This is a genomic window from Pseudomonas sp. GD04058 (genome assembly GCF_029836855.1).
Classification (GTDB): Bacteria; Pseudomonadota; Gammaproteobacteria; order Pseudomonadales; family Pseudomonadaceae; genus Aquipseudomonas; species Aquipseudomonas bharatica.
Genome location: NZ_JAOECN010000011.1, coordinates 114,094 through 140,394, shown reverse-complemented (window position 1 = coordinate 140,394; position 26,301 = coordinate 114,094). Strand labels below are relative to the sequence as shown.

Genomic DNA, 26,301 nt, shown 5'->3' with positions numbered 1-26,301 from the left:
TGAATTTGTCTTTGACTGATTTGATGTATTTGGCTAGTTTTGGCGCATTGATTACAAGAGGTGTCGACAATAATGCTGGACACAGCCCACGCACCTGGTGTCGTTGCGGAAGAGTCGGAGACCCTGTCGGAAAATGTCTTCCGGCGTATCCAGGCAGCCATCGTCAAGGGCGAGATCGCCCCGGGCAGCAAGATCTCCGAGCCCGAACTGGCACGCACCTACGGCATCAGCCGCGGCCCGCTGCGCGAGGCGATCCACCGCCTGGAGGGCCAGCGCCTGCTGGTGCGGGTGCCGCATGTCGGCGCGCGGGTGGTGTCGCTGTCCCATGCCGAACTGATCGAACTCTACGAAATCCGCGAGTCCCTCGAAGGCATGGCCTGTCGCCTGGCCGCCGAGCGTATGAGCGTAGCCGAGATCGACGAGCTGCGGCGGGTGCTCGATACCCACGAGCGCGATGCCGCCTTCCAGGCCGGCCTCGGCTACTACCAGCAGGAAGGCGACTACGACTTCCATTACCGGATTCTCCAGGGCAGCGGCAACAAGACCCTGGTCAAGATGCTCTGCGACGACCTCTATCAACTGGTGCGCATGTACCGCATCCAGTTCTCGGCCACGCCCAACCGGCCGCGCCAGGCCTTCGCCGAGCACCACAGGATTCTCGATGCCATCGCCGACCGTGACGGCGAACTGGCGGAACTCCTGATGCGCCGCCATATCGGTGCATCCAAGCGCAATATCGAGCGTCACTACCTGGACGCCACCAACCCACGAGGTGAGTCATGAGTCTGAAAAGCAGTCCCGGCCAGCGCTTTCGCGATGCGGTAGCCGCCGAGCACCCGCTGCAGGTCGTCGGTACCATCAACGCCAACCACGCCCTGCTGGCCAAGCGTGCCGGGTTCAAGGCCATCTACCTGTCCGGCGGCGGTGTCGCCGCCGGCTCCCTCGGCCTGCCTGACCTCGGCATCACCGGCCTGGACGACGTGCTCACCGATGTGCGCCGCATCACCGACGTCTGCGACCTGCCGCTGCTGGTGGATGTCGACACCGGCTTCGGTGCCTCGGCCTTCAACGTCGCCCGCACCGTGAAATCCATGATCAAGTTCGGCGCTGCTGCCATTCATATCGAAGACCAGGTCGGCGCCAAGCGCTGCGGTCATCGCCCGAACAAGGAAATCGTTTCCCAGCAGGAAATGGTCGATCGCATCAAGGCCGCCGTCGATGCCCGTACCGATGACAGCTTCGTGATCATGGCGCGTACCGACGCCCTGGCCGTGGAAGGCCTGGAAGCGGCCCTGGATCGTGCTGCCGCGTGCATCGAAGCCGGCGCCGACATGATCTTCCCGGAAGCCATCACCGAACTGTCGATGTACAAGACCTTTGCCGAGCGCGTGCGCGCGCCGATCCTGGCCAACATCACCGAGTTCGGCGCCACGCCGCTGTACACCACCGAGGAACTGGCGTCGGCCGACGTGTCCCTGGCGCTGTACCCGCTGTCGGCTTTCCGCGCCATGAACAAGGCCGCGGAGAACGTCTACGCAGCCCTGCGTCGCGACGGCACCCAGAAAAACGTGATCGACACCATGCAGACCCGCATGGAGCTGTACGACGCCATCAACTACCACGCGTTCGAGCAAAGCCTCGACGCCCTGTTCGCGCAGAAAAAGGCCTGAGCCCAAAGGCCCCGACCAGCCAACAGCTTCCATAACAAGTTCAAGAAAGGAGAGATCCCATGGCCGAAGCAAAAGTACTCAGCGGAGCCGGCCTGCGTGGCCAGGTGGCCGGGCAGACCGCCCTGTCGACGGTAGGCCAGGCCGGCGCCGGGCTGACCTACCGCGGCTATGACGTTCGCGACCTGGCGGCCAACGCCCTGTTCGAGGAAGTCGCCTACCTGCTGCTCTACGGAGAGCTGCCGAACAAGGCGCAACTGGCCGAATACCAGGCCCGCCTGAAAACCCTGCGCGACCTGCCGCAAGCCCTGAAGGAAGTGCTCGAGCGCATCCCGGCCAACGCCCATCCGATGGACGTCATGCGTACCGGTTGCTCGGTGCTTGGCACCCTGGAGCCGGAGCTGAACTTCGACCAGCAGCGCGACAGGACCGACCGCCTGCTCGCCCTGTTCCCGGCGGTGATGTGCTACTGGTACCGCTTCAGCCACCACGGCGTGCGCATCGACTGCACCAGCGACGAAGACACAATTGGCGGTCACTTCCTTTATCTGCTGCATGGCAAGAAGCCGAGCGATCTGCACGTCAAGGTGATGAACGTCTCGCTGATCCTTTACGCCGAGCACGAGTTCAACGCTTCGACCTTCACCGCCCGGGTCTGCGCCTCGACCCTGTCCGACCTGTACTCCTGCGTCACTGCCGCCATCGGCTCGCTGCGCGGCCCGCTGCATGGCGGTGCCAACGAAGCGGCGATGGAGTTGATCGAGCGCTTCCAGAGCCCGCAGGAGGCGGTGGCCGAGTTGCTCAGGATGCTCGAGCGCAAGGACAAGATCATGGGCTTCGGCCATGCCATCTACAAAGAGTCCGATCCGCGCAACGAGGTGATCAAGGGCTGGTCGAAGAAGCTGGCCGACGAGGTCGGTGACAAGGTTCTGTACCCGGTATCGGAAGCCATCGACAAGACCATGTGGGAACAGAAGAAGCTGTTCCCCAACGCCGACTTCTACCATGCCTCGGCGTACCACTTCATGGGCATCCCGACCAAGCTGTTCACCCCGATCTTCGTCTGCTCGCGCCTGACCGGCTGGGCTGCGCACGTCTTCGAACAGCGCGCCAACAACCGCATCATCCGCCCGAGCGCCGAGTACACCGGCGTCGAGCAGCGTGCCTACGTGCCGATCGAGCAGCGCTGAAGCAGACTTTGAGTCCACTGCTGAAACCTGTGGGAGCTGGCTTGCCAGCGATGTTGTTGCCAGGCCTGGCCCTATCGCTGGCAAGCCAGCTCCCACAGGGGGCAGTGGGGCTCTTGAGAATAATGATCGACACAAAACCGAACCCGTGACCGAGCCGACCTGAAATGAACACCGAATTCCGCAAGTCCCTGCCAGGCACCGGCCTGGACTATTTCGATGCCCGCGCGGCGGTCGATGCGATCGCGCCGGGCGCCTACGACCGCCTGCCGTATACCTCCCGCGTCCTGGCCGAGAACCTGGTGCGGCGCTGCGATCCGGCGACCCTCAATGCGTCCCTCGGCCAACTGATCGAGCGCAAGCGCGACCTCGATTTCCCCTGGTTCCCGGCCCGCGTGGTCTGCCATGACATCCTTGGCCAGACCGCCCTGGTCGACCTCGCCGGCCTGCGCGACGCCATCGCCGACAAGGGCGGCGACCCGGCCCAGGTCAATCCGGTGGTGCCGGTCCAGTTGATCGTCGACCATTCCCTGGCCGTGGAATGCGGTGGCTACGACCCGCAGGCGTTCGAGAAGAACCGCGCCATCGAGGACCGTCGCAACGAAGACCGTTTCCACTTCATCAACTGGACCAAGAAAGCCTTCAAGAACGTCGATGTGATCCAGCCGGGCAACGGCATCATGCACCAGATCAACCTGGAGAAGATGTCCCCGGTGATCCATGCCGAGCGCGGCGTGGCCTATCCCGACACCTGCGTCGGCACCGACAGCCACACCCCGCATGTCGATGCCCTGGGCGTGATCGCCATCGGTGTTGGTGGCCTGGAAGCCGAGAACGTCATGCTTGGCCGCGCCTCCTGGATGCGCCTGCCGGAAATCGTCGGCGTCGAGCTGTCCGGCAAGCCGCAGCCGGGCATCACCGCCACCGACGTGGTGCTGGCCCTGACCGAATTCCTGCGCAAGGAAAAAGTGGTCGGCGCCTACCTGGAATTCCACGGTGAAGGCGCCCGCGCCCTGACCCTCGGCGACCGCGCCACCATCTCCAACATGGCCCCGGAGTACGGGGCCACCGCCGCGATGTTCGCCATCGACGGGCAGACCATCGACTACCTGCGCCTGACCGGTCGCGACGAGCAGCAGGTCAAGCTGGTGGAAACCTACGCGAAAGAAGCAGGCCTGTGGGCCGACAGCCTGGTCAATGCCGAGTACGAGCGCGTGCTGCGTTTCGACCTGTCCAGCGTCGTGCGCAACATGGCCGGCCCGTCCAACCCGCATGCCCGGGTGGCCACCAGCGACCTGGCGGCCAAGGGCATTGCCGGCGCCTGGGAAGAGGTCCCGGGGCAGATGCCGGACGGTGCGGTGATCATCGCCGCCATTACCAGTTGCACCAACACCAGCAACCCGCGCAACGTGATCGCTGCCGGCCTGCTGGCGCGCAATGCCAACAAGCTGGGCCTGGCACGCAAGCCGTGGGTCAAGTCGTCGCTGGCACCGGGCTCGAAAACCGTGGCCCTGTACCTCGACGAGGCCGGCCTGACCGACGAGCTGGAGCAACTGGGCTTTGGCGTGGTGGCTTTCGCCTGCACCACTTGCAACGGTATGTCTGGCGCTCTGGATCCACAGATCCAGCAGGAAATCATCGATCGCGACCTGTATGCCACTGCCGTGCTGTCCGGCAACCGCAACTTCGACGGGCGCATCCACCCTTACGCCAAGCAGGCGTTCCTCGCTTCGCCGCCGCTGGTGGTGGCCTATGCCATCGCCGGGACCATCCGCTTCGATATCGAAAAGGATGTGCTGGGCGTGGTCGATGGCAAGGAGATCCGCCTCAAGGACATCTGGCCGAGCGACGAGGAAATCGACGCCGTGGTCCGCGCTTCGGTGAAGCCGGAGCAATTCCGCCAGGTCTATATCCCGATGTTCGCCATCGAGGAAGACAAGGGGCCGAAAGTGGCGCCGCTGTATGAATGGCGCCCGATGAGCACCTATATCCGCCGCCCGCCGTACTGGGAAGGCGCGCTGGCAGGCGAGCGCACCCTCAAGGGCATGCGTGCGTTGGCGGTGCTGCCGGACAACATCACCACCGACCACCTGTCGCCGTCCAACGCCATCATGCTCGACAGTGCCGCCGGTGAGTACCTGGCGAAAATGGGCCTGCCGGAAGAGGACTTCAACTCCTACGCCACCCACCGTGGCGACCATCTGACCGCCCAGCGTGCGACCTTCGCCAACCCGAAACTGTTCAACGAGATGGTCCAGGAAAACGGCAAGGTCAAGCAGGGTTCGCTGGCGCGGATCGAGCCGGAAGGCAAGGTCACGCGCATGTGGGAAGCCATCGAAACCTACATGGAGCGCAAGCAGCCGTTGATCATCGTCGCCGGTGCCGACTACGGCCAGGGTTCGTCGCGGGACTGGGCGGCCAAGGGCGTGCGCCTGGCGGGTGTCGAAGCGATCGTCGCCGAGGGCTTCGAGCGTATTCACCGCACCAACCTGGTGGGCATGGGCGTGTTGCCGCTGGAGTTCAAGCCGGGCGTGAACCGCAAGACCCTTGAGCTGGATGGCAGCGAGCTTTACGACGTGGTTGGCCAGCGCACGCCGCGGGCGACCCTGACGCTGGTCATCACCCGCCGTAATGGCGAGCGCCTCGAGGTGCCGGTGACCTGCCGCCTGGACACAGCGGAAGAGGTATCGATCTACGAGGCGGGCGGGGTATTGCAGCGGTTTGCCCAGGACTTCCTGGAAGGCACTGCCTGATATCGGCGAGGCCCGTTAGGGCCTCATCGCTGGCAAGCCAGCTCCCACCCCTGTGGGAGCTGGCTTGCCAGCGATTGGGGTTTCACCAATTGAACTGACAGGACCTTTTCATGCCGCACATACCACAAATCAAGATCCCCGCCACCTACATCCGCGGCGGTACCAGCAAGGGTGTGTTCTTCAATCTCGAGGACCTGCCCGAAGCCGCACAACTCCCCGGCGCCGCCCGCGATGCCCTGCTGTTGCGGGTAATCGGCAGCCCCGATCCCTACGGCAAGCAGATCGACGGCATGGGCGGGGCCACTTCCAGCACCAGCAAGACGGTGATCCTGTCCCGCAGCATCAAGCCTGGGCACGATGTGGATTACCTGTTCGGCCAGGTCTCCATCGACAAGGCCTTCGTCGACTGGAGCGGCAACTGCGGCAACCTCTCGGCCGCGGTGGGTTCCTTCGCCATCAGCAGCGGCCTGGTGGACGCCAGCCGCATTCCCGATAACGGCATCGCCACCGTGCGCATCTGGCAGGCCAATATCGGCAAGACCATCATTGCCCATGTGCCGATCACCAATGGCGAAGTTCAGGAAACCGGCGATTTCGAGCTGGATGGCGTGACCTTCCCGGCGGCCGAGGTACAGCTGGAGTTCCTCGATCCGGCCGCTGACGAGGACGGTGCGGGCGGTTCCATGTTCCCCACCGGCAACCTGGTGGATCAGCTTGAAGTGCCGGGTGTCGGCACCCTCGAAGTGACCCTGATCAACGCTGGCATTCCGACCATCTTCGCCAACGCCCGGGCCATTGGCTACACCGGCACCGAGCTGCAGGACGCCATCAACGGCGATGCTGCGGCGCTGGCCCGTTTCGAGGCCATCCGTGCCCATGGCGCAGTGCGTATGGGGCTGATCAAGCACATCGATGAAGCGGCAGGACGCCAGCACACGCCGAAGGTAGCCTTCGTGGCGCCACCGGCGGATTACCTGTCGTCCAGTGGCAAGCAGGTGCTGGCCAGCGAGATCGACCTGCTGGTGCGGGCGCTGTCCATGGGCAAGCTGCACCACGCGATGATGGGTACGGCGGCGGTGGCCATCGGCACGGCAGCGGCGATTCCGGGAACCCTGGTAAACCTGGCGGCCGGCGGTGGCGAGCGCGAGGCAGTGCGTTTCGGGCACCCGTCCGGGACCCTGCGGGTTGGCGCCCAGGCGCAGCAGGTGAACGGCGAATGGAGCGTGACCAAGGCGATCATGAGCCGCAGTGCGCGGGTGTTGATGGAAGGGTGGGTGAGGGTGCCGGGGGATTCGTTCTAAGGCACTTTCTTCTGCTGGAGAAGCGGTGGTCGTCGTGAGGCGGGCACCGCTTTTTTGTTTCTGATCTTGTGGTGTTCTTTCGGACCTCATCGCTGGCAAGCCAGCTCCCAATCCGGTGGGAGCTGGCTTGCCAGCGATGAGGCCCTCGGAAACGAAAAAGCCCCGTCAGACTGACGGGGCTTTTTCATTCACGCGGGACCTGCTTTAGACCTGAACAGCCGGGATCTTGGCGTTCGCAGCCGCGTCGCGGAACTCGGCGATCTGGTCGAAGCTCAGGTAGCGGTAAACGTCGGCAGCCATGCTGTCGATGTTCTTCGCGTACTCCATGTACTCCTCGACGGTCGGCAGCTTGCCGAGGATCGAAGCGACCGCGGCCAGCTCGGCCGAAGCCAGGTACACGTTGGTAGCGTCGCCCAGACGGTTCGGGAAGTTACGGGTCGAGGTGGAAACCACGGTCGAACCGGTCTGTACGCGAGCCTGGTTACCCATGCACAGCGAGCAGCCCGGCATCTCCATGCGCGCGCCAGCCTTGCCGTAGATGCCGTAGTAGCCTTCCTCGGTCAGCTGGTGAGCGTCCATCTTGGTTGGCGGAGCCAGCCACAGACGGGTCGGAATGCCGCCCTTGACCTTTTCCAGCAGCTTTCCGGCAGCGCGGAAGTGACCGATGTTGGTCATGCACGAACCGATGAACACTTCGTCGATCTTCTCGCCCTGTACGGTCGAGAGCAGACGGGCGTCGTCCGGGTCGTTCGGCGCGCAGAGCACAGGCTCCTTGACGTCGGCCAGGTCGATTTCGATGATCTCGGCGTATTCGGCGTCGGCATCGGCGGACAGCAGCTCCGGGTTGGCCAGCCAGGCTTCCATCGCCTGGGCGCGGCGCTCCAGGGTACGGGCATCGCCGTAGCCTTCGCCGATCATCCAGCGCAGCAGGGTGATGTTGGACTGCAGGTACTCGGCGATGGCCTTTTCCGGCAGCTTGATGGTGCAACCTGCAGCGGAGCGCTCGGCCGAGGCGTCGGACAGTTCGAACGCTTGCTCGACGGTCAGGTCGTTCAGGCCTTCGATCTCCAGGATGCGGCCGGAGAAGGCGTTCTTCTTGCCTTTCTTCTCGACGGTCAGCAGGCCTTGCTTGATCGCGTAGTAAGGGATGGCATGGACCAGGTCACGCAGGGTAATGCCAGGTTGCAGCTTGCCCTTGAAGCGAACCAGGATCGACTCCGGCATGTCCAGCGGCATGACGCCGGTGGCGGCGGCGAAGGCTACCAGGCCGGAACCGGCCGGGAACGAGATGCCGATCGGGAAGCGGGTGTGCGAGTCGCCACCGGTGCCGACGGTGTCAGGCATCAGCATGCGGTTCAGCCAGCTGTGGATGATGCCGTCGCCCGGACGCAGGGACACGCCGCCGCGGGTACGGATAAAGTCCGGCAGGGTGTGGTGGGTGGTGACGTCGATCGGCTTCGGATAGGCCGCGGTGTGGCAGAACGACTGCATGACCAGGTCGGCGGAGAAGCCCAGGCAGGCCAGGTCCTTCAGTTCGTCGCGGGTCATCGGGCCAGTGGTGTCCTGGGAACCGACGGTGGTCATCTTCGGTTCGCAGTAGGTGCCCGGACGCACGCCGGCTACGCCGCATGCCCGGCCGACCATCTTCTGTGCCAGGGTGTAGCCCTTGCCGGTGTCGGCAGGCTGCTCGGGCTTCTTGAACAGGTCGGAAGCGCCCAGGCCCAGTTCGGCACGGGCCTTCTCGGTCAGGCCGCGGCCGACGATCAGCGGAATACGGCCGCCAGCGCGGACTTCGTCCAGCAGGACCTCGGTCTTCAGCTCGAAGGTGGTGACCAGCTCGTCGCTGCCGTGGCGGCGGACTTCGCCCTTGAACGGATAGACGTCGATGACGTCGCCCATGGCCAGGTTGGTGCAGTCGAATTCGATCGGCAGGGCGCCGGCGTCTTCCATGGTGTTGTAGAAGATCGGGGCGATCTTGGTGCCGAAGCAGAAACCACCGGCGCGCTTGTTCGGCACGTACGGGATGTCGTCGCCGAAGAACCACAGCACCGAGTTGGTTGCGGATTTACGGGAAGAACCGGTACCGACCACGTCACCGACGTAGGCAACCGGGAAGCCCTTGGCCTTGACCGCTTCGATCTGGGCCAGCGGGCCGACCGAACCTGGCTGCGAAGGCTCGATGCCGTCGCGGGCCATCTTCAGCATGGCCAGGGCGTGCAGCGGGATGTCAGGGCGCGACCAGGCGTCCGGGGCAGGGGACAGGTCGTCGGTGTTGGTTTCGCCAGGCACCTTGAACACGGTCAGGGTGTACTTCTCGGCGATGGCCGGACGCGAGGTGAACCACTCGCCGGCAGCCCAGGACTCGAGGACGGCCTTGGCGTGGACGTTGCCCGACTTGGCTTTTTCAGCCACGTCGTGGAAGGCGTCGAACATCAGCAGGGTGTTTTTCAGCTGTTCGGCGGCGACGGCGCCCAATTCGGCGTCGTCCAGCAGCTCGACCAGGGTGGCGATGTTGTAGCCGCCCTGCATGGTGCCCAGCAGCTCGGTGGCACGCTTGCGGTCGATCAGGGGGGATTTGGCTTCGCTCTTGGCGAGGGCGGAGAGGAAAGCGGCCTTGACGTAGGCGGCTTCGTCGACTCCTGGCGGAACGCGGTGGGTAATCAGGTCTACGAGGAAGGCTTCTTCGCCGGCCGGCGGGTTTTTCAGCAGCTCGACCAGGCCTGCGGTTTGTTCGGCGTTAAGCGGCTGGGGAACGATACCCAGAGCTGCGCGCTCTTCGATATGTTTGCGGTAGGCTTCAAGCACAGTTATTACCCTCATCAGTGGTCCCAAATGGGTGTCCGGGACGCTCATCCAGAAAATCCGCACTCATGCGCAAATACGGCGTTTTGAGCCGCGTAGCCAGAGTTGCAGGAAATCCTTACAGAAGCTGCTTTCAAAGTTTTACGCCTGTAGAACGGAAGGCTGATGAGGGCTGGCCCGGAACATTCAGTGGTGAATCCTCCGAACCAACGCCGTTCTACCGGATGACTGTGCTCGTGACGCTTTGAAAACAGCTTCTAACGGACATTGGTGCCTAAAAAGGCGGTGTGATTCTACGGCAATTTGCGGATAAAGGTAAGGCGAGGGCGAAGACTTTAACGAGTGACCCTCGTTAGACAAAGGGCTAACATGGCCGCCTGTTTCACTGCCATGCCGTCGATCCGCCCATGTCCAATCAGTCCATCAAGACGCCTTGCGTCGGCCTCTGCTCCACGGTTTACGGGGATACGGTGTGCCGTGGCTGCAAGCGTTTCCACCATGAAGTGATCCACTGGAACGGCTACAACGACGACGAAAAGCGTGCCGTCTGGCTGCGCCTGGAACAACTGCTGGTGCAGGTGATGACCGCTAAGCTGGAAGTGTTCGACGTCGAGCGCCTGCGCCAGCAACTGGAGCAGCGCAAGATCCGCTACGTGGCCCACCAGTCGGAATATTGCTGGGCCTACCAGCTGATCGCCCGCGGTGCGCGGGTGATCCGCGAGCTGGAAGCCTACGGCCTGGTGCTGCTGCCGGAGTTTCGCGACTGGGAACTGCCGGAACTGCGCGATGCCATCGATACCGAGTTCTTTTTGCTGTCCGAAGCCCATTACCAGCGTTATATCGCGCCGGGGTTTCTCAAGGATGCCCTGGGTTGACAGTTCGTCGCCCTGTGAATCCCGGATTGGCCGAGGTGTCAGCCGGTGCTCTATACCTTAACCATGTATCAGGAATGGTTGGTCGCGTGCAGTCCACGACTGACGCTTCATATCCACTCTTGAACGATGGGCATCACCGATGGGCAACCCCGCTGCTGCGCTGCACCGCCATACCCCGAAACTAAAGGCCTTCGATAGTCGCGGGCTGATCGTTCGCGAGATCGCCATCCATCGGCATCCGGATAACCTCGAGGCAACCACGACGCGGATCACGCGGCATCGTTATGGCCTAGGTGGATTCCTTGCGTACAGCGCCGACCCGCGGCTATACGAGGTCGGTCGGGCCAATTTCACCTATGCCGCCGATCTGTCCGGGCGGGCGCTGTACACCCGCAGTGCCGATGCCGGCAGCGCTATCTGTCTGAATGATTCAGCCGGCCGGCAATGCCTGGGCTGGAGCAATGTCCGCATCACCGATAACGGCGACGACGAGCATGCCCAAGTCGTGACCCGTGCTTGGCAGTATGAGGACACCAGCTTGCCGGGACGTCCGTTGGCGATCAGCGAGCAGGGCACGGACGAGCCCCCACGGGTGGTCGAGCGCTTCGTCTATGCCGCCCCTATCCCGGCGAACAAGGCTCTGAACCTTGCCGGGCAGTGTGTTCGCCATTACGACCCGGCCGGACTGTCCACCGTGGCAAGCGTGGGGCTGTCCGGCGTGCCGCTGCTTGTTGGCCGACGGCTGTTGGACGCAGCCGCTGATCCGGACACCCTTCCCGATTGGCAGGATGATGAGTGGCATGGGCGTCTGGAAGTCGAATCGGACAGGTTCAGCACCCTGACCACCCTGGATGCCATGGGCTCCGTGCTCACCACCACCGATGCCGCCGGCAATAGCCAGCGTACCGCCTACGATGTCTCGGGCCTGGTGAAGAGGTGCTGGTTGACTGGCAGGGATGCTGGCGAACGGATTGTCCTGGACTCCCAGGTCCATTCCGCGGCCGGCCAGATATTACAGGAAGTGCACGGCAATGGCGTGCAGGTGAGCTACGGATATGAAGAGCAAACGCAGCGTCTGTCGCGGATCCGCGTGGCCCGGCCGACCGGACACGCTGCCGGTGCCGGCGTGCTGCTGGACCTGGAGCAGGAATACGACCCTGCAGGCAACCTGCTGCAGGTCACCAACCATGCCGAGCAGGATGGGTATTGGCGCAATCAGCGGGTCGCAGCCAGAACCACCTGTGCTTACGACAGCCTCTACCAGTTGGTCGGTGCCAGCGGACGTGAAATGGCCAACGCCTCGCGGCAACCGGCGGTACCAGTGGTCGACGATGCCACCTACACCAACTATTCGCGAAGCTACCGTTACGACGCTGGCGGCAATCTGCTCTGCATCCGCCACAGCTCGCCGCTTGCCGGCAATAACTACACCCTTGAGCATACCCTGAGCGAGCGCAGTTGCCGGGGCGTACCCAACGCCCTGGCCAGTGATCCGGCGCAGGTGGAGGCGCTGTTCACCCCGGGCGGGCAGCAACGTCTGCTGCAGCCCGGGCAAGCGTTGTCCTGGACTGCCCGGGGGGAATTGCGCAAGGCATGGATTGGCAATGGCGAGGATCATGAAGGTTATCGCTACGACGCCGACAGCCAGCGTGTCCTCAAGGTGACTGTCCAGGGAGACCGACTGCAGCGGGTGGTGTACCTGCCTGGGCTGGAGTTGCGCGGCGTCTGGGTGGCCGGGGTGGAAACGCAATGCCTGGAGGTTGTGCGCTCTGTCCCGGCCGGGCGCACGGAAGTCAGGCTGCTGCACTGGGCCAGCGGCAAACCGGCGGAAATCGCCAACGATGCCTTGCGTTACAGCTATGGCGACCTCATCGGCAGCAGTCTGCTGGAACTGGACGGAGAGGGGCGGATCGTCAGCCAGGAGGAATACTACCCCTATGGCGGCACGGCACTCTGGAAGGCGCATGCAGCGGAAACGGACATCAAGGTCATTCGTTATTCCGGCAAGGAACGGGACCTGACCGGGTTGTATTACTACGGTTATCGGTATTACCAACCGTGGGGTGGACGCTGGTTGAGTGTGGACCCGGCCGGGGTAGTGGACGGCTTGAACCTGTTCAGGATGGTTGCCAACAACCCGCTGGGATATCGGGATGGGCAGGGGCTGATGATGCAGGCGCCGCAGGGTGCGCCTGTTGACACAGGGGCTCTGGGGCCACGGATGCTCCACCCGCATGAACAGGCGCAGGTCAGGAAAGCCTGTCCGGTTTCGCACGCAATGTTGGGTTTTGTCCTCCGCCAAGCGACGCTTCCAGAGTCGACAATGAGCGCTTTCTTCGGGCCGGATTATCTGCCGATTGCCCCCGCTATCCTGAACAGTTGGAAAAGGACGGCAACATTATTTGCCGAATATTCCTCGCCGTTTCGCGGATATCAAAAGTTTCTGAGGGTCCCGCAGGGTGATCCCTATGTATTGGCTTCGGTTCACCACGATGATGCCGAGGGTCTGATACGGCTGAGCGATCGGTTCTTTCATCCATCAGTAACTAGCCTGAGGCAATCGGTGACGCTTATTCATGAGCTGGCCCACCTTGGGCGCGTGTCGGGAATCCCCGGCACAGGGGCCTCTGCGCTCGATTTCTTCTATCTGGATCATCGGAATCCGGTGAGCGATTCGATCCATATCGTTGAAAAGGGAAATCTGACCCTTTCCCGGGTGGCGAGACCGATCCATCTGATGCTGGAAATTGCCCGGTTCAACCAGTGGTTCATACATAGCATCAGCGAAGAAAGCATGACTTATACGGATTCGTTATCGAGGCACGAAATGAAAGTGGCTGACGCCATCGATGCCTTCAACACTAACTCGCAATTACGCGCGACGGTAGCAGCAAGGAACGCCGATAGCCTTGCCTGGGCAGTGGCAGCCATCGCGCTCTGCTTGCCCAGGCCTCCAGGCGAGAGGCATTCATGACAGGGATCAGCGCTGGTTTCAGACCGAGGATGATCGACGATGAACACTGCCCCCGCCACCCACCGGCACACGCCGACACTGCAAGCCTTCGATGCCCGTGGACTCAAGGTCCGCGACATCGCCTACCTGCGCCATCCCGATGAGCCGCAGATCGCCAGCCTGGTGACCCGACATCGACACGACCCCCGCGGATTCGCCCTGTGCAGTGCCGATCCGCGCCTGCATGCGCAGGGGCTATGGAATGTCGCCTGGCACACTGACTTGGCCGGGCAGGCTTTGTGTACCCGCAGCCTCGATTCCGGGCTGTCGCTGGTCTTGAACGACGCCGCCCGTCGGCCTGCCTGGCAGACCAGCCATATTCGCCTATGCGAAGACGACAGCGAGGATTTCGCCGAAGCGGTCACCCGCACCTGGTGCTACGAGGAGCCTGACCTGCGCGCTCGCCCGCTGACCATCACCGAGCAGGCCGTCGCTGCCGATGCGCGGATCGTCGAGCGTTTCGTCTACGCCACGGCCACCCCGGCTGAACAGGCGCGGAATCTGGCCGGCCTGTGCGTACGGCATTTCGATCCGGCGGGCGTGCAGGTGATCGAAAGCATGGCGCTTGCCGGTGTGCCACTTTCGGTCGGCCGCCTTCTGCTCGAGGATGCCGATAATGTCGACAGCGAAGTCGACTGGCAGGACGCCACGCTGCCGGGTGAGCCCGCTTACACCAGCCTTGCCCGCGTCGATGCGCTCGGCGCGCCGCTGGTCCGTACCGATGCCGCGGGTCATGCCCAGGGCCTCGTCTATGACTTGGCTGGCCAGGTGCGCAGTCGTTGGTTGGCGGTGAAGGGCGGTGAGCAAGTCACGGTTGCCGAAGCCCTGGACTACGACGCGGTCGGCAACCTGCTCCATGAAACCCATGGCAACGGCGTGCGCGTCGATTACCGCTATGAAGCCCAGACCCTGCGCTTGCTGGCCATGCGCATCGAGCGCCCCGCCGGACACCCGCTGGGCGCCGCGTTGCTGCAGGACCTGCACTACGAATACGACCCGGTCGGCAATTTGCTGCGTATCGCCGATGAGGCCGAGAGTCCGCGTTTCTGGCGCAACCAGAGGGTGTTGCCGGAGAGCCTGTATCGCTATGACAGCCTATACCGGCTGGTCGAGGCCAGTGGCCGGGAGATGGCTACGGTGCGCTGGGAGGGAGGACGACCGTGGATTGCACCTGTCCTTCTGGACGAGGGCACCTATACCCACTACACCCGCAGCTACCAATACGATCGCGGCGGCAACCTCTCGCAGATTAGGCACGCGTCGCCCGCTGCGGCCAGCAGCCATAGCGTCGAGATCACCGTTAGCGAGCGCAGCAACCGTGCGCTGTTGGCCAGTCTTGCCGGCAACCCGCAGGAGGTAGAGGCGCTGTTCAGCGCCGCCGGAGCCCAGCGCTGCCTGCAACCGGGCCAGGCACTGCGCTGGACGCTGCGGGCAGAACTGCGCAGCGTCGGTGCGGATCAGGAGCACTATCGCTACGATGCCAGCAGCCAGCGAGTGCTCAAGTGTGCGCCACACAGTGCCCGGCGGGTGCTGTATCTGCCCGGCCTGGAGCTCAGGACCACCGGCCGGGGCGAAACGCTGACCGAGGATCTGCACGTCATCCATCCGGCCGACGCCGAGGGTACCCGGGCCCGCCTTCTGCACTGGCAAAGCGGCAAGCCGGAAGGAATCGACAACGACCAGTTGCGCTACAGCTACACCACCCTTACCGGCAGTTGCGGGCTCGAACTGGACGGCCACGGCGCGCTGATCAGTCGGGAAGAGTACTACCCGTACGGTGGCACATCTGTCTGGGCGGCGCGCAATGCCGTGGAAGCGGGCTACAAGACCCTGCGCTACTCGGGCAAGGAACGGGATGCCAGTGGGCTGTGCTATTTCGGTTATCGCTATTACCAGCCTTGGGTCGGTCGCTGGCTGAGCGCGGACCCGGCGGGGACGGTGGACGGGCTGAATTCGTATGCGATGGTGGGAAACAATCCGGTGAGCTTTTTCGATGCGCAGGGGTTGATGAAGCAGGTTCCACAGGCAACCGGACCCGCGTCGGTGGCTGCGCCTTGGCCAGTGCTGGCTAATGGCCTGGCGCAGTTTTCATCATTGGAGCGGCATCAGGTCATCGATGCAGTGGTGGAGGCGGATGAAGTAATGGCCAAGGCTATCCGGCCAGAGCCATTGCCCGCCGATGAAATGCAGCTCTGGTTCGGGCCGGGATACAGGCTGGAAACGCCTGAAGTGCTTAGGACCTGGGAAGAAACCGCACGACTTGCTCCGCTTTATCGGTCGCCTGCCGCAGGTTATGGGAAATTTCATAGGATGTTCTCGAACAATCCAACGAGTGTCGCAGGGGTTTTGAACGGCGATGTGGAGGGGCGGATATTTCTGGATGATTTCTTCTTCAGTTCCTGTCGGTCGGGTTCGGATCGTGCCATTAGCATCATCCATGAGCTTTCCCATCTGAAATGGATACCGAGCCTGGGAGTAACGGGAGCCGGTACGGTCGACCATTTCTATATGCCCGTGCTTGATCCCCGCGATTACTCGAATGCTGTCGTCAATGAGGGCAGGATGACGGAGCATGACGTCAGCGACGGCAGGCAAATGCTTGAAGACCTGGCCGTATTTGAAGGAATCTCCATGATCGGTTTCATCGATACCACTATGTTCTACAACGCAAACGGCAGTATGAAGATGATGACCTTGTCCGAGGGTGTCAGCAGATTCAGTGCCAACCCGCAACTGCGCGCCCGGATTGCTTCGAGGAACGCCGACAGCATCGCCTACGCCGCGAGTGCGATCGCAGCCCGGCGATGAGAAAACGCGGGCCGGACGCTTGTCCGGTCCGCAATGCATGCGTCAGCCCTGCGCCAGCTCGTTCAAATGCGCCGCCACCTCGGCCGTCTTCAGCACCAGCACATCGCTCTCCAGTGAATCCAGCACCACTTCCGCGGTATTGCCGATCAGCGCCCCGGTGATCCCGGTGCGTGCCACGGTGCCGATCACCGTCACCACGGCATCCAGCTTGTGCGCGGTATGGGGGATCAGCACATCCGCCGGCCCTTCGGCCACATGCAGGCGCTCGTCGGCGATATCGAACTCGGCCTGGAACGCCGCGCATTCCTCGCGATAGCGCTGCTCGATGGTTTCCTTCAACTGGTAGACCGGATCGGCCGCCGATAGCATCGGCGACGGATGGGCGGCGATCACGTGCAGTTGGCCCTTGGCCAGCCCGGCGATGGCGTAGCCGTGGTCGATGATGTCGCCGTGCAGGACGCGGTGGTCCTGGTCGTGGTTGCCGACATCCACGGCTGCCAGGATCACCCCGCCGGTCCATGGCCGCTCGGTCTTGACCATCAGCACCGCCGCCGGGCACAGGCGCAGCAGTTTCCAGTCCGACGGGGTGAGCAGGGCCTTCTTCAGCGGGTTGTCGGGGCGATGTTCCTTGATCACCAGTTCGCAGCCCTCGGCCTGCTGCACATCGATGATCGATTCGTGCAGGGTGTCGTGCCAGGCCTGCTCGAAGGTGACGTTGTCATAGCCGTCGTCATGCAATTGGCTGCACAGCAGGCTGAGCAGGGCGCTGTGGTCGTGCTTGCGGTCGCACATCAGCAGGTGCAGGCGGGCGCCGGTGGCCGTGGCGATGAGTTTGGCCCGGGTCAGGGCGCGGCTATGGGCGTGCTCGGGATCGAGGACTACCAGGATGCTGCGGACGGCTTGCATGAGCGGGAACTCCCAGGGAAGTGACAACCAATGCCTGACTATAGTCGGCGTTCGCCGCAGCGCAGCTTGATGCATATCAACCGCGGATCACTGGTGATCGCTGGCAGTGCCGGTATAATCGCCGGCCCTGCCGTCTACCTGCCGCCTGTGAATCATGGAACCCATCCCCGAAATCGAAGCCTTCCTCGGTTGCCCCACCCCTGACGCCTGGGTGCAAGCGGCGCTGGCCGACCAGGAAACCATGCTGATCGACCACAAGAACTGCGAGTTCAAGGCCGCCAGCACTGCCCTCAGCCTGATCGCCAAGTACAACGCGCATATCGACCTGATCAACATGATGTCGCGGCTGGCCCGCGAGGAACTGGTCCATCACGAGCAGGTGCTGCGCCTGATGAAGCGTCGCGGGGTTCCCCTGCGCCCGGTCTCTGCCGGCCGCTACGCCTCGGGGTTGCGCCGCGTGGCCCGGGCCCACGAGCCGGCCAAGCTGGTGGACACGCTGGTGATCGGCGCCTTTATCGAGGCGCGCAGCTGCGAGCGCTTCACCGCACTGGTGCCGCACCTGGACGAGGAATTGGGCAAGTTCTACCACGGGTTGCTCAAGAGCGAGGCGCGGCACTATCAGGGGTATCTGAAGCTGGCGCTGCGCTATGGCGATGCCGAGGATATCCAGCGCACCGTAGACAAGGTGCGCGAGGTGGAAATGGAGCTGATTCTCTCGCCGGACGAGGAATTCCGTTTCCATAGCGGCGTGCCCGCTTGATTTGAACTGACGCGGACCCTGTGGGAGCTGGCTTGCCAGCAATGAGGCCGGCACTGACAAAAAGTTGCCAGACAGGGCCAAATCGCTGGCAAGTCGGAGCGCCGAACCGCAGCTCCCACAGGGTTCGTGTCGATCTCCCGCCTGATCCTGACCTTTTTAGTCAGCCTTTCATCGGCAAAATACAAAGCAAGCTAATAAATGCCTGGACAATGATTGCCTGAGCAGACATATTTGCTTACATCACTGCCTAAGCAGGGTTCTCCCCACATGCAGCATTTCACCCCCGAAAACTTCCAGACCTGCACCATCGGCCTGCTCCTGGGCCGCGCCGCGCTGGTCAAGGACCGTATTCTCGATACCCACCTGCAGGATCACGACGTTACCGCCGCGCAGTTCAAGGTGTTGATCATCATCGCCCAGTTCGCCGTGGACACCCCGGCCGACCTGTGCCGGTACCTCGGCCTGGATAGCGGCGCCATGACCCGCATGCTCGACCGCCTCGAACAGAAGCACCTGATCGCGCGCAGCCGTTGCCCCGACGACCGTCGCCAGGTCCGCGTCGGCCTGACAGACGAAGGGCGTACCCTGGCCGATCGCCTGCCGCATATCGGTGCGGCGGCGATGAACGAGCTGGTCGGCGTGCTCGACCCGGAAGAACTGGCGACACTCACCTCGATCCTGACCAAGGTCCTGGTTTGCGCAGGCGATACGCTGACCCTGATGCGGGTGAGCCATAAATGAACAAGACTGCCTTGCGCACCAGCCTGAGCCTGCTGGTACTTGCCTTGAGCCTGGCCGGTTGCGCCAGTTACCAAGGCTTGACGACCACTGGCCAGCGCCTGTCTGCCAGCGAATTGAAGGCCGGCAAGACCCTCGAAGGCGTCACCCTGTCGCCGGCCGCCTGGCCGAAGAGCGACTGGTGGCGCGACCTTGGCGATCCACAGTTGGACGGCCTGATCACCGAGGCCCTGCGCGACAGCCCGGACATGCAGATCGCCAGCGCCCGTGCCCACCAGGCCAGCGCCGCCGCCCTGGCCGCCGATGCCGAACGCATGCCGACCCTGGACGCCAACGCCAGCGTCAGCCGCTCGCGCCTGGCCCGTGATCAGGACCCTGCCGGGCAGGGCGGGCGCTATTCGACCCTGCGCAGCCTCAGCCTCGACTTCAATTACAACTTCGACCTCTGGGGCGGCCAGCGCGATGCCTGGGAAGCCGCCCTCGGCCAGGCCCGCGCCGCCGAGGTGGACCGCCAGGCTGCCAGCCTGACCCTGGCCGCCGACGTGGCCCGGGCCTACAGCCAGCTTGGCCAGGCCTACATCGTCAACGACCTGACCCAGGAAGACCTCAAGCGCACCCGGCAGATGCTCGACCTGGGCCAGCGCCGCCTGAGCGCGGGGATCGACAGCGACTACCAGCTGCAACAGACCGAAAGCCTCGCCGCCAGCTCGGAGGAACAGGCGATCAATGCCGCCAAGCAACTGCGCAGCGCCCAGGTGGCGCTGGCCGTGCTGCTGGGCAAGGGGCCGGACCGGGCGCGCGAGATTGCCCGTCCGGCGGTGCTCAAGCCCGGCGCGGTAGCCCTGCCATCGGTGCTGCCGGCCGAGCTGCTGGGGCGTCGTCCTGACCTGGTGGCGGCGCGCTGGCGCGTGGAGGCGGCGAGCAAGTCCATCGACGCCGGCAAGACCCGCTTCTACCCCAACCTCAACCTGAGCGCTGCCGCCGGCACCCAGGCCCTGCTGGGGGATGCGATCTTCGGTGCGCCGAGCCGCTTCTTCACTATCGCCCCGACCGTGTCCCTGCCGATCTTCGACGGCGGCCGCCTGCGCGCCGACCTCGATGCCCGCGATGCCGAGTACGACCTGGCGGTTGCCCAGTACAACAAAAGCCTGGTCAACGCCCTCGGTGAAGTCAGCGACAGCATCGACCAGTTGCACGCCCTCGGCGAGCAGGTCGCGGCCAAGCAGCGCGCCGCCGATATCGCCCAGCAGTCCTACGACACCGTGATGCAGCGCTATGGCTCGGGCATCGGCAACTTCCTCGATGTGCTGAGCATCGAGCAGCAATTGCTGCAGGCCCAGCGCCAACTGGCCGAACTCAACGCCGAGCGCATCGATCGCTCGATCCTGTTGATGCAGGCCCTCGGCGGCGGCTTCCAGGATCAACCGCAACAACAGGCGGCGAGCGCATCGCCGGCTCCCCGACACCCATAAGGTATTCGTCATGGCTAACCCAACGGACACTGCCGTCAACGAGCAGGACGTCAACAACCAGCGCAAGCGCAAGACCTGGCTGATCGCTCTGGCGCTCATCGTCGTCGCCCTGGGCGCCGGCACCTGGGCCTGGCACGAGCTGTACGGGCGCTGGAGCGAAAGTACCGACGACGCCTACGTCAACGGCAACGTGGTGGAAATCACCCCGCTGATCTCCGGGACCGTGGTCAGCATCGGCGCCGACGACGGCGACCTGGTGCAGGCCGGCCAGGAGCTGATCCGCTTCGACCCGAGCGACGCCGAGGTTGGCCTGCAGGCCGCCGAGGCCAAGCTGGCCCGTGCCGTGCGCCAGGTGCGCGGGCTGTACAGCAATGTCGACGGGCAGAAGGCCCAGGTCGCGGCGCGCAAGGCCGAACTGCAGAAGGCCCAGGAAAACTACAACCGACGCAAGACCCTCGCCGCGGGCGGGGCGATTTCCCAGGAAGAGCTGTCCCACGCCCGCGACGACCTGGCCTCGGCCCAGAGCGCCCTGAGCAATGCCCAGCAGCAACTTAATACCACCACGGCGCTGGTGGACGACACCGTGGTGTCCTCCCATCCGGAAGTCCAGGCCGCCGCCGCCGAGCTGCGCCAGGCCTACCTGAGCAATGCCCGCACCACCCTGGTGGCGCCGGTCACCGGCTACGTGGCCAAGCGTACCGTGCAACTTGGCCAGCGCCTGGAGCCGGGCACCGCAACCATGGCGGTGATTCCCCTTGACCAGCTTTGGATCGATGCCAATTTCAAGGAAACCCAGCTGCGCAACATGCGTATCGGCCAGCCAGTCGAGATCACCGCCGACCTGTACGGCAGCGACGTGAAATACAACGGCACCATCGACAGCCTCGGCGCCGGGACCGGCAGCGCCTTCGCCCTGCTGCCGGCGCAGAACGCCACCGGCAACTGGATCAAGATCGTCCAGCGCGTGCCGGTAAGGGTGCACATCAATCCCGAGCAACTGGCCCAGCATCCGCTGCGCATCGGTTTGTCGACCCTGGTCGACGTCGACCTGCACGACCAGAGCGGCCCGGTCCTGGCCCAGCAGCCGCCGCAGAAGGCCAGCTTCGCCACCCAGGTCTATGATCGCCAGTTGGCTGAAGCCGATACCCTGATCGCCAGGCTGATCCATGACAACAGCGCCAGCGACAAGACGGCCCAGCGATGAGCAACCAGGCTTCGTTCACCCCGCCGAGCCTGCTGCTGACCACCATCGGCCTGTCCCTGGCGACCTTCATGCAGGTGCTCGACACCACCATCGCCAACGTGGCGCTGCCCACCATTTCCGGCAACCTCGGGGTGAGTTCGGAACAGGGCACCTGGGTCATCACCTCGTTCGCGGTGAGCAATGCCATCGCCCTGCCGCTGACCGGCTGGCTGAGCCGGCGCTTCGGCGAGGTCAAGCTGTTCATCTGGGCAACCCTGCTGTTCGTGCTGGCCTCGTTCCTCTGCGGGATCTCCCAGTCAATGCCGGAACTGGTGGGTTTTCGCGTGCTGCAAGGGGTGGTCGCCGGGCCGTTGTACCCGATGACCCAGACCTTGCTGATCGCGGTCTATCCACCGGCGAAGCGCGGCATGGCCCTGGCGCTGTTGGCCATGGTCACGGTGGTAGCGCCGATTGCCGGGCCGATTCTCGGCGGCTGGATCACCGACAGCTACAGCTGGCCCTGGATCTTCTTCATCAACGTGCCCATCGGCCTGTTCGCTGCCGCCGTGGTTCGCCAGCAGATGCGCACGCGGCCGGTGCAGACCAGCCGCCAGCCGATGGACTACGTCGGTCTGCTGAGCCTGATCATCGGTGTCGGCGCGTTGCAGATCGTCCTCGACAAAGGCAACGACCTGGACTGGTTCGAGTCGAACTTCATCATCGTCGGCAGCCTGATATCCGTGGTGTTCATTGCCGTGTTCATCATCTGGGAACTGACCGACAAGCACCCGGTGGTCAACCTCAGGCTGTTCGCCTATCGCAACTTCCGCATCGGCACCATCGTGCTGGTGGGCGGCTATGCCGGTTTCTTCGGCATCAACCTGATCCTGCCGCAATGGCTGCAGACGCAGATGGGCTATACCGCCACCTGGGCCGGGCTGGCGGTAGCGCCGATCGGCTTGCTGCCAGTATTGATGTCGCCGTTCGTGGGCAAGTACGCGCACCGCTTCGACCTGCGCCTGTTGGCCGGGCTGGCGTTCCTGGCGATCGGCCTGAGCTGCTTCATGCGTGCCGAATTCACCCATGAAGTGGACTTCCAGCGCGTAGCGCTGGTGCAGTTGTTCATGGGCATCGGCGTGGCACTGTTCTTCATGCCGACCCTGAGCATCCTGCTCTCGGACCTGCCGCCGCAGCAGATCGCCGACGGCTCGGGCCTGGCGACCTTCCTGCGCACCCTCGGTGGCAGCTTCGCGGCGTCGCTGACCACCTGGATCTGGATCCGTCGCGCGGACCAGCATCATGCCTACCTCAGCGAAAGCATCAGCACCTACGATCCGGCGACCCGCGATGCCCTGCATCAATTGGGTGGGGCAGGGGGCACGGCGTATCGGCAACTGGAGCAGATGCTCAGCAGCCAGGCCTACATGATGTCGACGGTGGATTACTTCACGTTGATGGGCTGGATATTCGCGGGGTTGATCCTGCTGGTGTGGCTGGCGAAACCGCCGTTCGCGGCGAAGGCGGGGCCAGCGTCGGGCGGGCATTGAGTGGAGGGTGAAAACCCGGGCGCAGCTCAACTCCCTGCTGCTCGTGCTGGGGGTTTTAGGGCCGCTGCGCGGCCCATCGCAGGCAAGCCAGCTCCTACAGGGATGGCGTGAGGTTCAGGAAGGGATCAGGCGAAGTCGAACGGGCTCAGCTGGAAGCCTTGTTCATCCACTTGCAGCGCCCAACCTTGCCTGTCCCAGTCGCCCAGCACGATGCGCCGCCCGGCGCTGCCGTCTTCGAGGGTGAGCTTGTGGATGGCCGGCCGGTGGGTGTGGCCGTGGATCAGGGTGCGCACGCCGTGGCGTTGCATCAGGCGCGGTACTTCCTCGGCGGTGACGTCGATGATGTCATTGGCCTTCATGCGCGTCTGCGCCTTGCTTTCGCTGCGCAGCTTGCGCGCCAGCTTGCGCCGGGTCGACAGCGGCAGGTGGCGCAGGACCCACAGGCTCAGCGGGTTGCGCAGGTAGCGGCGCAGCTTCATGTAGGCTTCGTCGCGGGTGCACAGGCTGTCGCCGTGCATCAGCAGCACCGGCTCGCCGCCCATCTCGACCACGCTGGGGTCCTTGAGCAGGGTGCAGCCGGCAGCCTTGCAGAAGGCCTGGCCGATCAGGAAATCGCGGTTGCCGTGCATCAGGAACACCCGCGTGCCGCTGTCGCTCAGCGCGCGCAGGGCCTGGCAGATCGACTGCTGGAACGGCGTCATGCCGTCGTCGCCGATCCAGGCCTCGAAGAAGTCGCCAAGGATGTACAGGGCCTGTGCATCCCGGGCGCGGGTCGCCAGCAGATCAAGAAACGCCCGGGTAATGTCCGGGCGCTCTTCTTGCAAATGCAGGTCGGAGACCAGCAGGATCACTCAATGATCTCGGCTTTCTCGATGATCACGTCGTCCTTCGGTACGTCCTGGTGGCCAGCCTTGGAGCCGGTGGCGACCTTCTCGATGGCATCCACGACTTCCTGGCCTTCGGTCACTTCACCGAATACCGCGTAGCCCCAGCCCTGCACGTTCTTGCCGCTGTGGTTGAGGAAATCGTTGTCGGTGCCGTTGATGAAGAACTGTGCCGAAGCCGAATGCGGCTCCATGGTGCGGGCCATGGCGATCGAGTACTTCTTGTTCGGCAGGCCGTTGTCGGCTTCGTTCTGGATGCTGGCTCGGGTTTTCTTCTGGCTCATGCTGGCGTCGAAACCGCCGCCCTGGATCATGAAGCCCTTGATCACGCGGTGGAAGATGGTGCCGTTGTAGTGGCCGTCTTGCACGTACTGGAGGAAGTTTTCCACGGTTTTCGGGGCTTTTTCGCTGTCCAGTTGCAGGACGATGTCGCCGTGGTTGGTGCTCAGTTTGACTTTGGCCATGCTGGAATTCGCTCTCTCAAGGCATGTGGTAAGAAGAGATGTGCATCGCACATATATGACCCTGACGCCCGCTTCGCCAGCGGCGATACGTTGCTGCCAGGGATTTTTTTCGTACGCCGTGCATATTAGCGCCGGTTTGTCGGCGTGGTGCTGTCGGCGGCGCGACGGCTTCGGCTATGATACGGGCTTTGTTTCACGCGGCCTACCCGCGCCGCAGACCGGACTTCCAAGGATCCTATGAGCAAGCCCACCGACACCGCTCCCAATGCCGCCAAAGGCGCGCCCGCCGTTCCCGTGAATTTCCTGCGCCCGATCGTGCAGGCCGACCTGGATTCGGGCAAGCACAGCAGCATCGTCACCCGTTTCCCGCCAGAGCCCAACGGTTACCTGCATATCGGCCATGCCAAGTCGATCTGCGTGAACTTCGGCCTGGCCAAGGAATTCGGCGGTGCCTGCCACCTGCGTTTCGATGACACCAACCCGGCCAAGGAAGACCAGGAATACATCGACGCCATCCAGGAAGACGTCAAGTGGCTGGGCTTCGAGTGGACCGGTCCGGTGCGCTACGCCTCGGAATACTTCGACCAGCTGCACGCCTGGGCCGTCGACCTGATCAAGTCGGGCAACGCCTACGTCTGCGACCTGACCCCGGAGCAGGCCAAGGAATACCGCGGCAACCTGACCGAGCCGGGCAGGAACAGCCCGTTCCGCGAGCGCAGCGTCGAAGAGAACCTCGACCTGTTCGCGCGCATGAAGGCCGGCGAGTTCAAGGACGGCGAGCGCGTCCTGCGGGCGAAGATCGACATGGCTTCGCCGAACATGAACCTGCGCGACCCGATCCTCTACCGCATCCGCCATGCCCATCACCACCAGACCGGTGACAAGTGGTGCATCTACCCGAACTACGACTTCACCCACGGCCAGTCGGATGCCATCGAGGGCATCACCCACTCCATCTGCACCCTGGAGTTCGAAGGCCATCGCCCGCTGTACGAGTGGTTCCTGGACCACCTGCCGGTGCCGTGCAAGCCGCGCCAGTACGAATTCAGCCGCCTCAACCTGAACTACACCATCACCAGCAAGCGCAAGCTCAAGCAACTGGTGGACGAGCAGCATGTGAATGGCTGGGACGACCCGCGCATGTCGACCCTGTCCGGTTTCCGTCGCCGTGGCTACACCCCGGCGTCGATCCGCAATTTCTGCGAAATGATCGGCACCAACCGTTCCGACGGTGTGGTCGACATGTCCATGCTCGAGTTCAGCATCCGTGACGACCTCGACCGCAATGCGCCGCGTGCCATGTGCGTGTTGCGTCCGCTGAAGGTGGTGATCACCAACTACCCGGAAGGCCAGGTCGAGCAGCTCGAACTGCCGCGCCATCCGAAGGAAGACATGGGCGTGCGCGTCCTGCCGTTCGCCCGCGAGCTGTACATCGACCGCGACGACTTCATGGAAGAGCCGCCCAAGGGCTACAAGCGCCTGGAGCCTGCCGGTGAAGTGCGCCTGCGCGGCAGCTACGTGATCCGCGCCGACGAGGCGATCAAGGATGCCGAGGGCACTATCGTCGAACTGCGCTGCTCCTACGATCCGGACACCCTGGGCAAGAACCCGGAAGGCCGCAAGGTCAAGGGCGTGATCCATTGGGTCCCGGCCGAAGGCAGCGTCGAGTGCGAAGTGCGTCTGTACGATCGCCTGTTCCGTGCTGCGAACCCGGAGAAGGCCGAAGAGGGCGGCAGCTTCCTCGACAACATCAACCCGGATTCGCTGCAGGTGCTGCGTGGTTGTCGTGCCGAGCCATCGCTGGGTAACGCCCAGCCAGAGGACCGCTTCCAGTTCGAACGCGAAGGCTACTTCTGCGCCGACCTGAAAGATTCCCGTCCAGGCCAACCGGTATTCAACCGCACCGTGTCCCTGCGTGACTCCTGGGGCAGCTGAGGAAAT

Annotated in this window: 18 protein-coding genes; 14 read left to right on the top strand and 4 right to left on the bottom strand. The window is 63.7% G+C overall.

The window, feature by feature from the left end; all coding sequences use genetic code 11:
• Positions 1-72: 72 nt before the first annotated feature.
• From N7650_RS12425 to prpF, 5 genes are all read left to right on the top strand, one after another.
• Positions 73-783, top strand: a complete 711-nt coding sequence (locus N7650_RS12425) for a GntR family transcriptional regulator (RefSeq protein WP_009394509.1) — start codon at positions 73-75, stop codon at positions 781-783.
• The gene (gene prpB / locus N7650_RS12420; RefSeq protein WP_009394514.1) at positions 780-1,670 is read left to right on the top strand and encodes a methylisocitrate lyase; all 891 of its coding nucleotides are present in this window, start codon (positions 780-782) and stop codon (positions 1,668-1,670) included. Before N7650_RS12425 ends, prpB begins: the two co-directional genes overlap by 4 nt.
• A gap of 59 nt (positions 1,671-1,729) precedes the next feature.
• Complete coding sequence (prpC, locus tag N7650_RS12415) at positions 1,730-2,857, top strand: 2-methylcitrate synthase (protein ID WP_009394516.1); 1,128 nt, start codon at positions 1,730-1,732, stop codon at positions 2,855-2,857.
• 164 nt (positions 2,858-3,021) lie between these two features.
• Positions 3,022-5,607, top strand: coding sequence for a Fe/S-dependent 2-methylisocitrate dehydratase AcnD (acnD, locus tag N7650_RS12410; RefSeq protein WP_279898447.1), 2,586 nt, complete (start codon positions 3,022-3,024; stop codon positions 5,605-5,607).
• A 110-nt stretch (positions 5,608-5,717) separates the two neighbouring features.
• Positions 5,718-6,908: a 2-methylaconitate cis-trans isomerase PrpF gene (gene prpF, locus N7650_RS12405; RefSeq protein WP_279898446.1), complete on the top strand. Its 1,191-nt coding sequence runs from the start codon at positions 5,718-5,720 to the stop codon at positions 6,906-6,908.
• Positions 6,909-7,112: 204 nt separating this feature from the next.
• Here the strand turns inward: prpF and acnB are convergent, their stop codons facing one another.
• A complete protein-coding gene (gene acnB / locus N7650_RS12400; RefSeq protein WP_009394520.1) occupies positions 7,113-9,713 on the bottom strand; it encodes a bifunctional aconitate hydratase 2/2-methylisocitrate dehydratase in 2,601 nt (866 codons plus the stop codon).
• A 404-nt stretch (positions 9,714-10,117) separates the two neighbouring features.
• Between acnB and N7650_RS12395 the strand changes: the two genes are divergently transcribed.
• The 3 genes from N7650_RS12395 (at position 10,118) to N7650_RS12385 (ending at position 16,406) form a co-directional block, all read left to right on the top strand.
• Positions 10,118-10,585, top strand: a complete 468-nt coding sequence (locus tag N7650_RS12395) for a DUF1289 domain-containing protein (RefSeq protein ID WP_009394521.1) — start codon at positions 10,118-10,120, stop codon at positions 10,583-10,585.
• Between the two features lie 139 nt (positions 10,586-10,724).
• Complete coding sequence (locus N7650_RS12390; protein WP_279898445.1) at positions 10,725-13,559, top strand: RHS repeat-associated core domain-containing protein; 2,835 nt, start codon at positions 10,725-10,727, stop codon at positions 13,557-13,559.
• 39 nt (positions 13,560-13,598) lie between these two features.
• Positions 13,599-16,406, top strand: a complete 2,808-nt coding sequence (locus tag N7650_RS12385) for an RHS repeat-associated core domain-containing protein (protein ID WP_279898443.1) — start codon at positions 13,599-13,601, stop codon at positions 16,404-16,406.
• Positions 16,407-16,448: 42 nt separating this feature from the next.
• On the opposite strand, the gene N7650_RS12380 is transcribed toward N7650_RS12385, so the two are convergent.
• On the bottom strand, positions 16,449-17,312 hold the full coding sequence (locus N7650_RS12380; RefSeq protein ID WP_279898441.1) for a universal stress protein: 864 nt from the start codon (positions 17,310-17,312) through the stop codon (positions 16,449-16,451).
• Positions 17,313-17,466: 154 nt separating this feature from the next.
• Between N7650_RS12380 and miaE the strand changes: the two genes are divergently transcribed.
• The 5 genes from miaE (at position 17,467) to N7650_RS12355 (ending at position 23,012) form a co-directional block, all read left to right on the top strand.
• Positions 17,467-18,072 (top strand): tRNA isopentenyl-2-thiomethyl-A-37 hydroxylase MiaE, encoded by a 606-nt coding sequence (gene miaE / locus N7650_RS12375; protein WP_279898439.1) that lies wholly within the window; start codon positions 17,467-17,469, stop codon positions 18,070-18,072.
• Positions 18,073-18,339: 267 nt separating this feature from the next.
• Positions 18,340-18,813, top strand: coding sequence for a MarR family transcriptional regulator (locus N7650_RS12370; protein WP_009394539.1), 474 nt, complete (start codon positions 18,340-18,342; stop codon positions 18,811-18,813).
• Positions 18,810-20,282, top strand: a complete 1,473-nt coding sequence (locus tag N7650_RS12365; protein ID WP_279898437.1) for an efflux transporter outer membrane subunit — start codon at positions 18,810-18,812, stop codon at positions 20,280-20,282. The genes N7650_RS12370 and N7650_RS12365 overlap by 4 nt, the downstream gene beginning before the upstream one ends.
• A 10-nt stretch (positions 20,283-20,292) precedes the next feature.
• Entirely contained in the window at positions 20,293-21,486 is a 1,194-nt protein-coding gene (locus tag N7650_RS12360; RefSeq protein ID WP_279898436.1) for an HlyD family efflux transporter periplasmic adaptor subunit, read from the top strand.
• Positions 21,483-23,012 (top strand): DHA2 family efflux MFS transporter permease subunit, encoded by a 1,530-nt coding sequence (locus tag N7650_RS12355; RefSeq protein WP_279898434.1) that lies wholly within the window; start codon positions 21,483-21,485, stop codon positions 23,010-23,012. Before N7650_RS12360 ends, N7650_RS12355 begins: the two co-directional genes overlap by 4 nt.
• 125 nt (positions 23,013-23,137) lie before the next feature.
• On the opposite strand, the gene N7650_RS12350 is transcribed toward N7650_RS12355, so the two are convergent.
• Together N7650_RS12350 and N7650_RS12345 are read right to left on the bottom strand one after the other, a co-directional pair.
• Positions 23,138-23,863: a UDP-2,3-diacylglucosamine diphosphatase gene (locus N7650_RS12350; RefSeq protein ID WP_279898432.1), complete on the bottom strand. Its 726-nt coding sequence runs from the start codon at positions 23,861-23,863 to the stop codon at positions 23,138-23,140.
• Positions 23,860-24,360 (bottom strand): peptidylprolyl isomerase, encoded by a 501-nt coding sequence (locus N7650_RS12345; protein WP_279898429.1) that lies wholly within the window; start codon positions 24,358-24,360, stop codon positions 23,860-23,862. Before N7650_RS12345 ends, N7650_RS12350 begins: the two co-directional genes overlap by 4 nt.
• Before the next feature lie 237 nt (positions 24,361-24,597).
• Between N7650_RS12345 and N7650_RS12340 the strand changes: the two genes are divergently transcribed.
• Positions 24,598-26,295 (top strand): glutamine--tRNA ligase/YqeY domain fusion protein, encoded by a 1,698-nt coding sequence (locus N7650_RS12340; RefSeq protein ID WP_009394547.1) that lies wholly within the window; start codon positions 24,598-24,600, stop codon positions 26,293-26,295.
• Positions 26,296-26,301 lie beyond the last annotated feature (6 nt).

Coding starts and splice junctions, on each gene's coding strand:
- N7650_RS12340 (WP_009394547.1), top strand. CDS start 24,598: ATGAGCAAGCCCACCGACACCGCTCCCAATGCCGCCAAAGGCGCGCCC.
- miaE (WP_279898439.1), top strand. CDS start 17,467: ATGGAACCCATCCCCGAAATCGAAGCCTTCCTCGGTTGCCCCACCCCT.
- N7650_RS12425 (WP_009394509.1), top strand. CDS start 73: ATGCTGGACACAGCCCACGCACCTGGTGTCGTTGCGGAAGAGTCGGAG.
- N7650_RS12355 (WP_279898434.1), top strand. CDS start 21,483: ATGAGCAACCAGGCTTCGTTCACCCCGCCGAGCCTGCTGCTGACCACC.
- prpF (WP_279898446.1), top strand. CDS start 5,718: ATGCCGCACATACCACAAATCAAGATCCCCGCCACCTACATCCGCGGC.
- prpC (WP_009394516.1), top strand. CDS start 1,730: ATGGCCGAAGCAAAAGTACTCAGCGGAGCCGGCCTGCGTGGCCAGGTG.
- N7650_RS12395 (WP_009394521.1), top strand. CDS start 10,118: ATGTCCAATCAGTCCATCAAGACGCCTTGCGTCGGCCTCTGCTCCACG.
- N7650_RS12365 (WP_279898437.1), top strand. CDS start 18,810: ATGAACAAGACTGCCTTGCGCACCAGCCTGAGCCTGCTGGTACTTGCC.
- N7650_RS12360 (WP_279898436.1), top strand. CDS start 20,293: ATGGCTAACCCAACGGACACTGCCGTCAACGAGCAGGACGTCAACAAC.
- N7650_RS12385 (WP_279898443.1), top strand. CDS start 13,599: ATGAACACTGCCCCCGCCACCCACCGGCACACGCCGACACTGCAAGCC.
- N7650_RS12380 (WP_279898441.1), bottom strand. CDS start 17,312: ATGCAAGCCGTCCGCAGCATCCTGGTAGTCCTCGATCCCGAGCACGCC.
- N7650_RS12345 (WP_279898429.1), bottom strand. CDS start 24,360: ATGGCCAAAGTCAAACTGAGCACCAACCACGGCGACATCGTCCTGCAA.
- prpB (WP_009394514.1), top strand. CDS start 780: ATGAGTCTGAAAAGCAGTCCCGGCCAGCGCTTTCGCGATGCGGTAGCC.
- N7650_RS12370 (WP_009394539.1), top strand. CDS start 18,340: ATGCAGCATTTCACCCCCGAAAACTTCCAGACCTGCACCATCGGCCTG.
- N7650_RS12390 (WP_279898445.1), top strand. CDS start 10,725: ATGGGCAACCCCGCTGCTGCGCTGCACCGCCATACCCCGAAACTAAAG.
- acnD (WP_279898447.1), top strand. CDS start 3,022: ATGAACACCGAATTCCGCAAGTCCCTGCCAGGCACCGGCCTGGACTAT.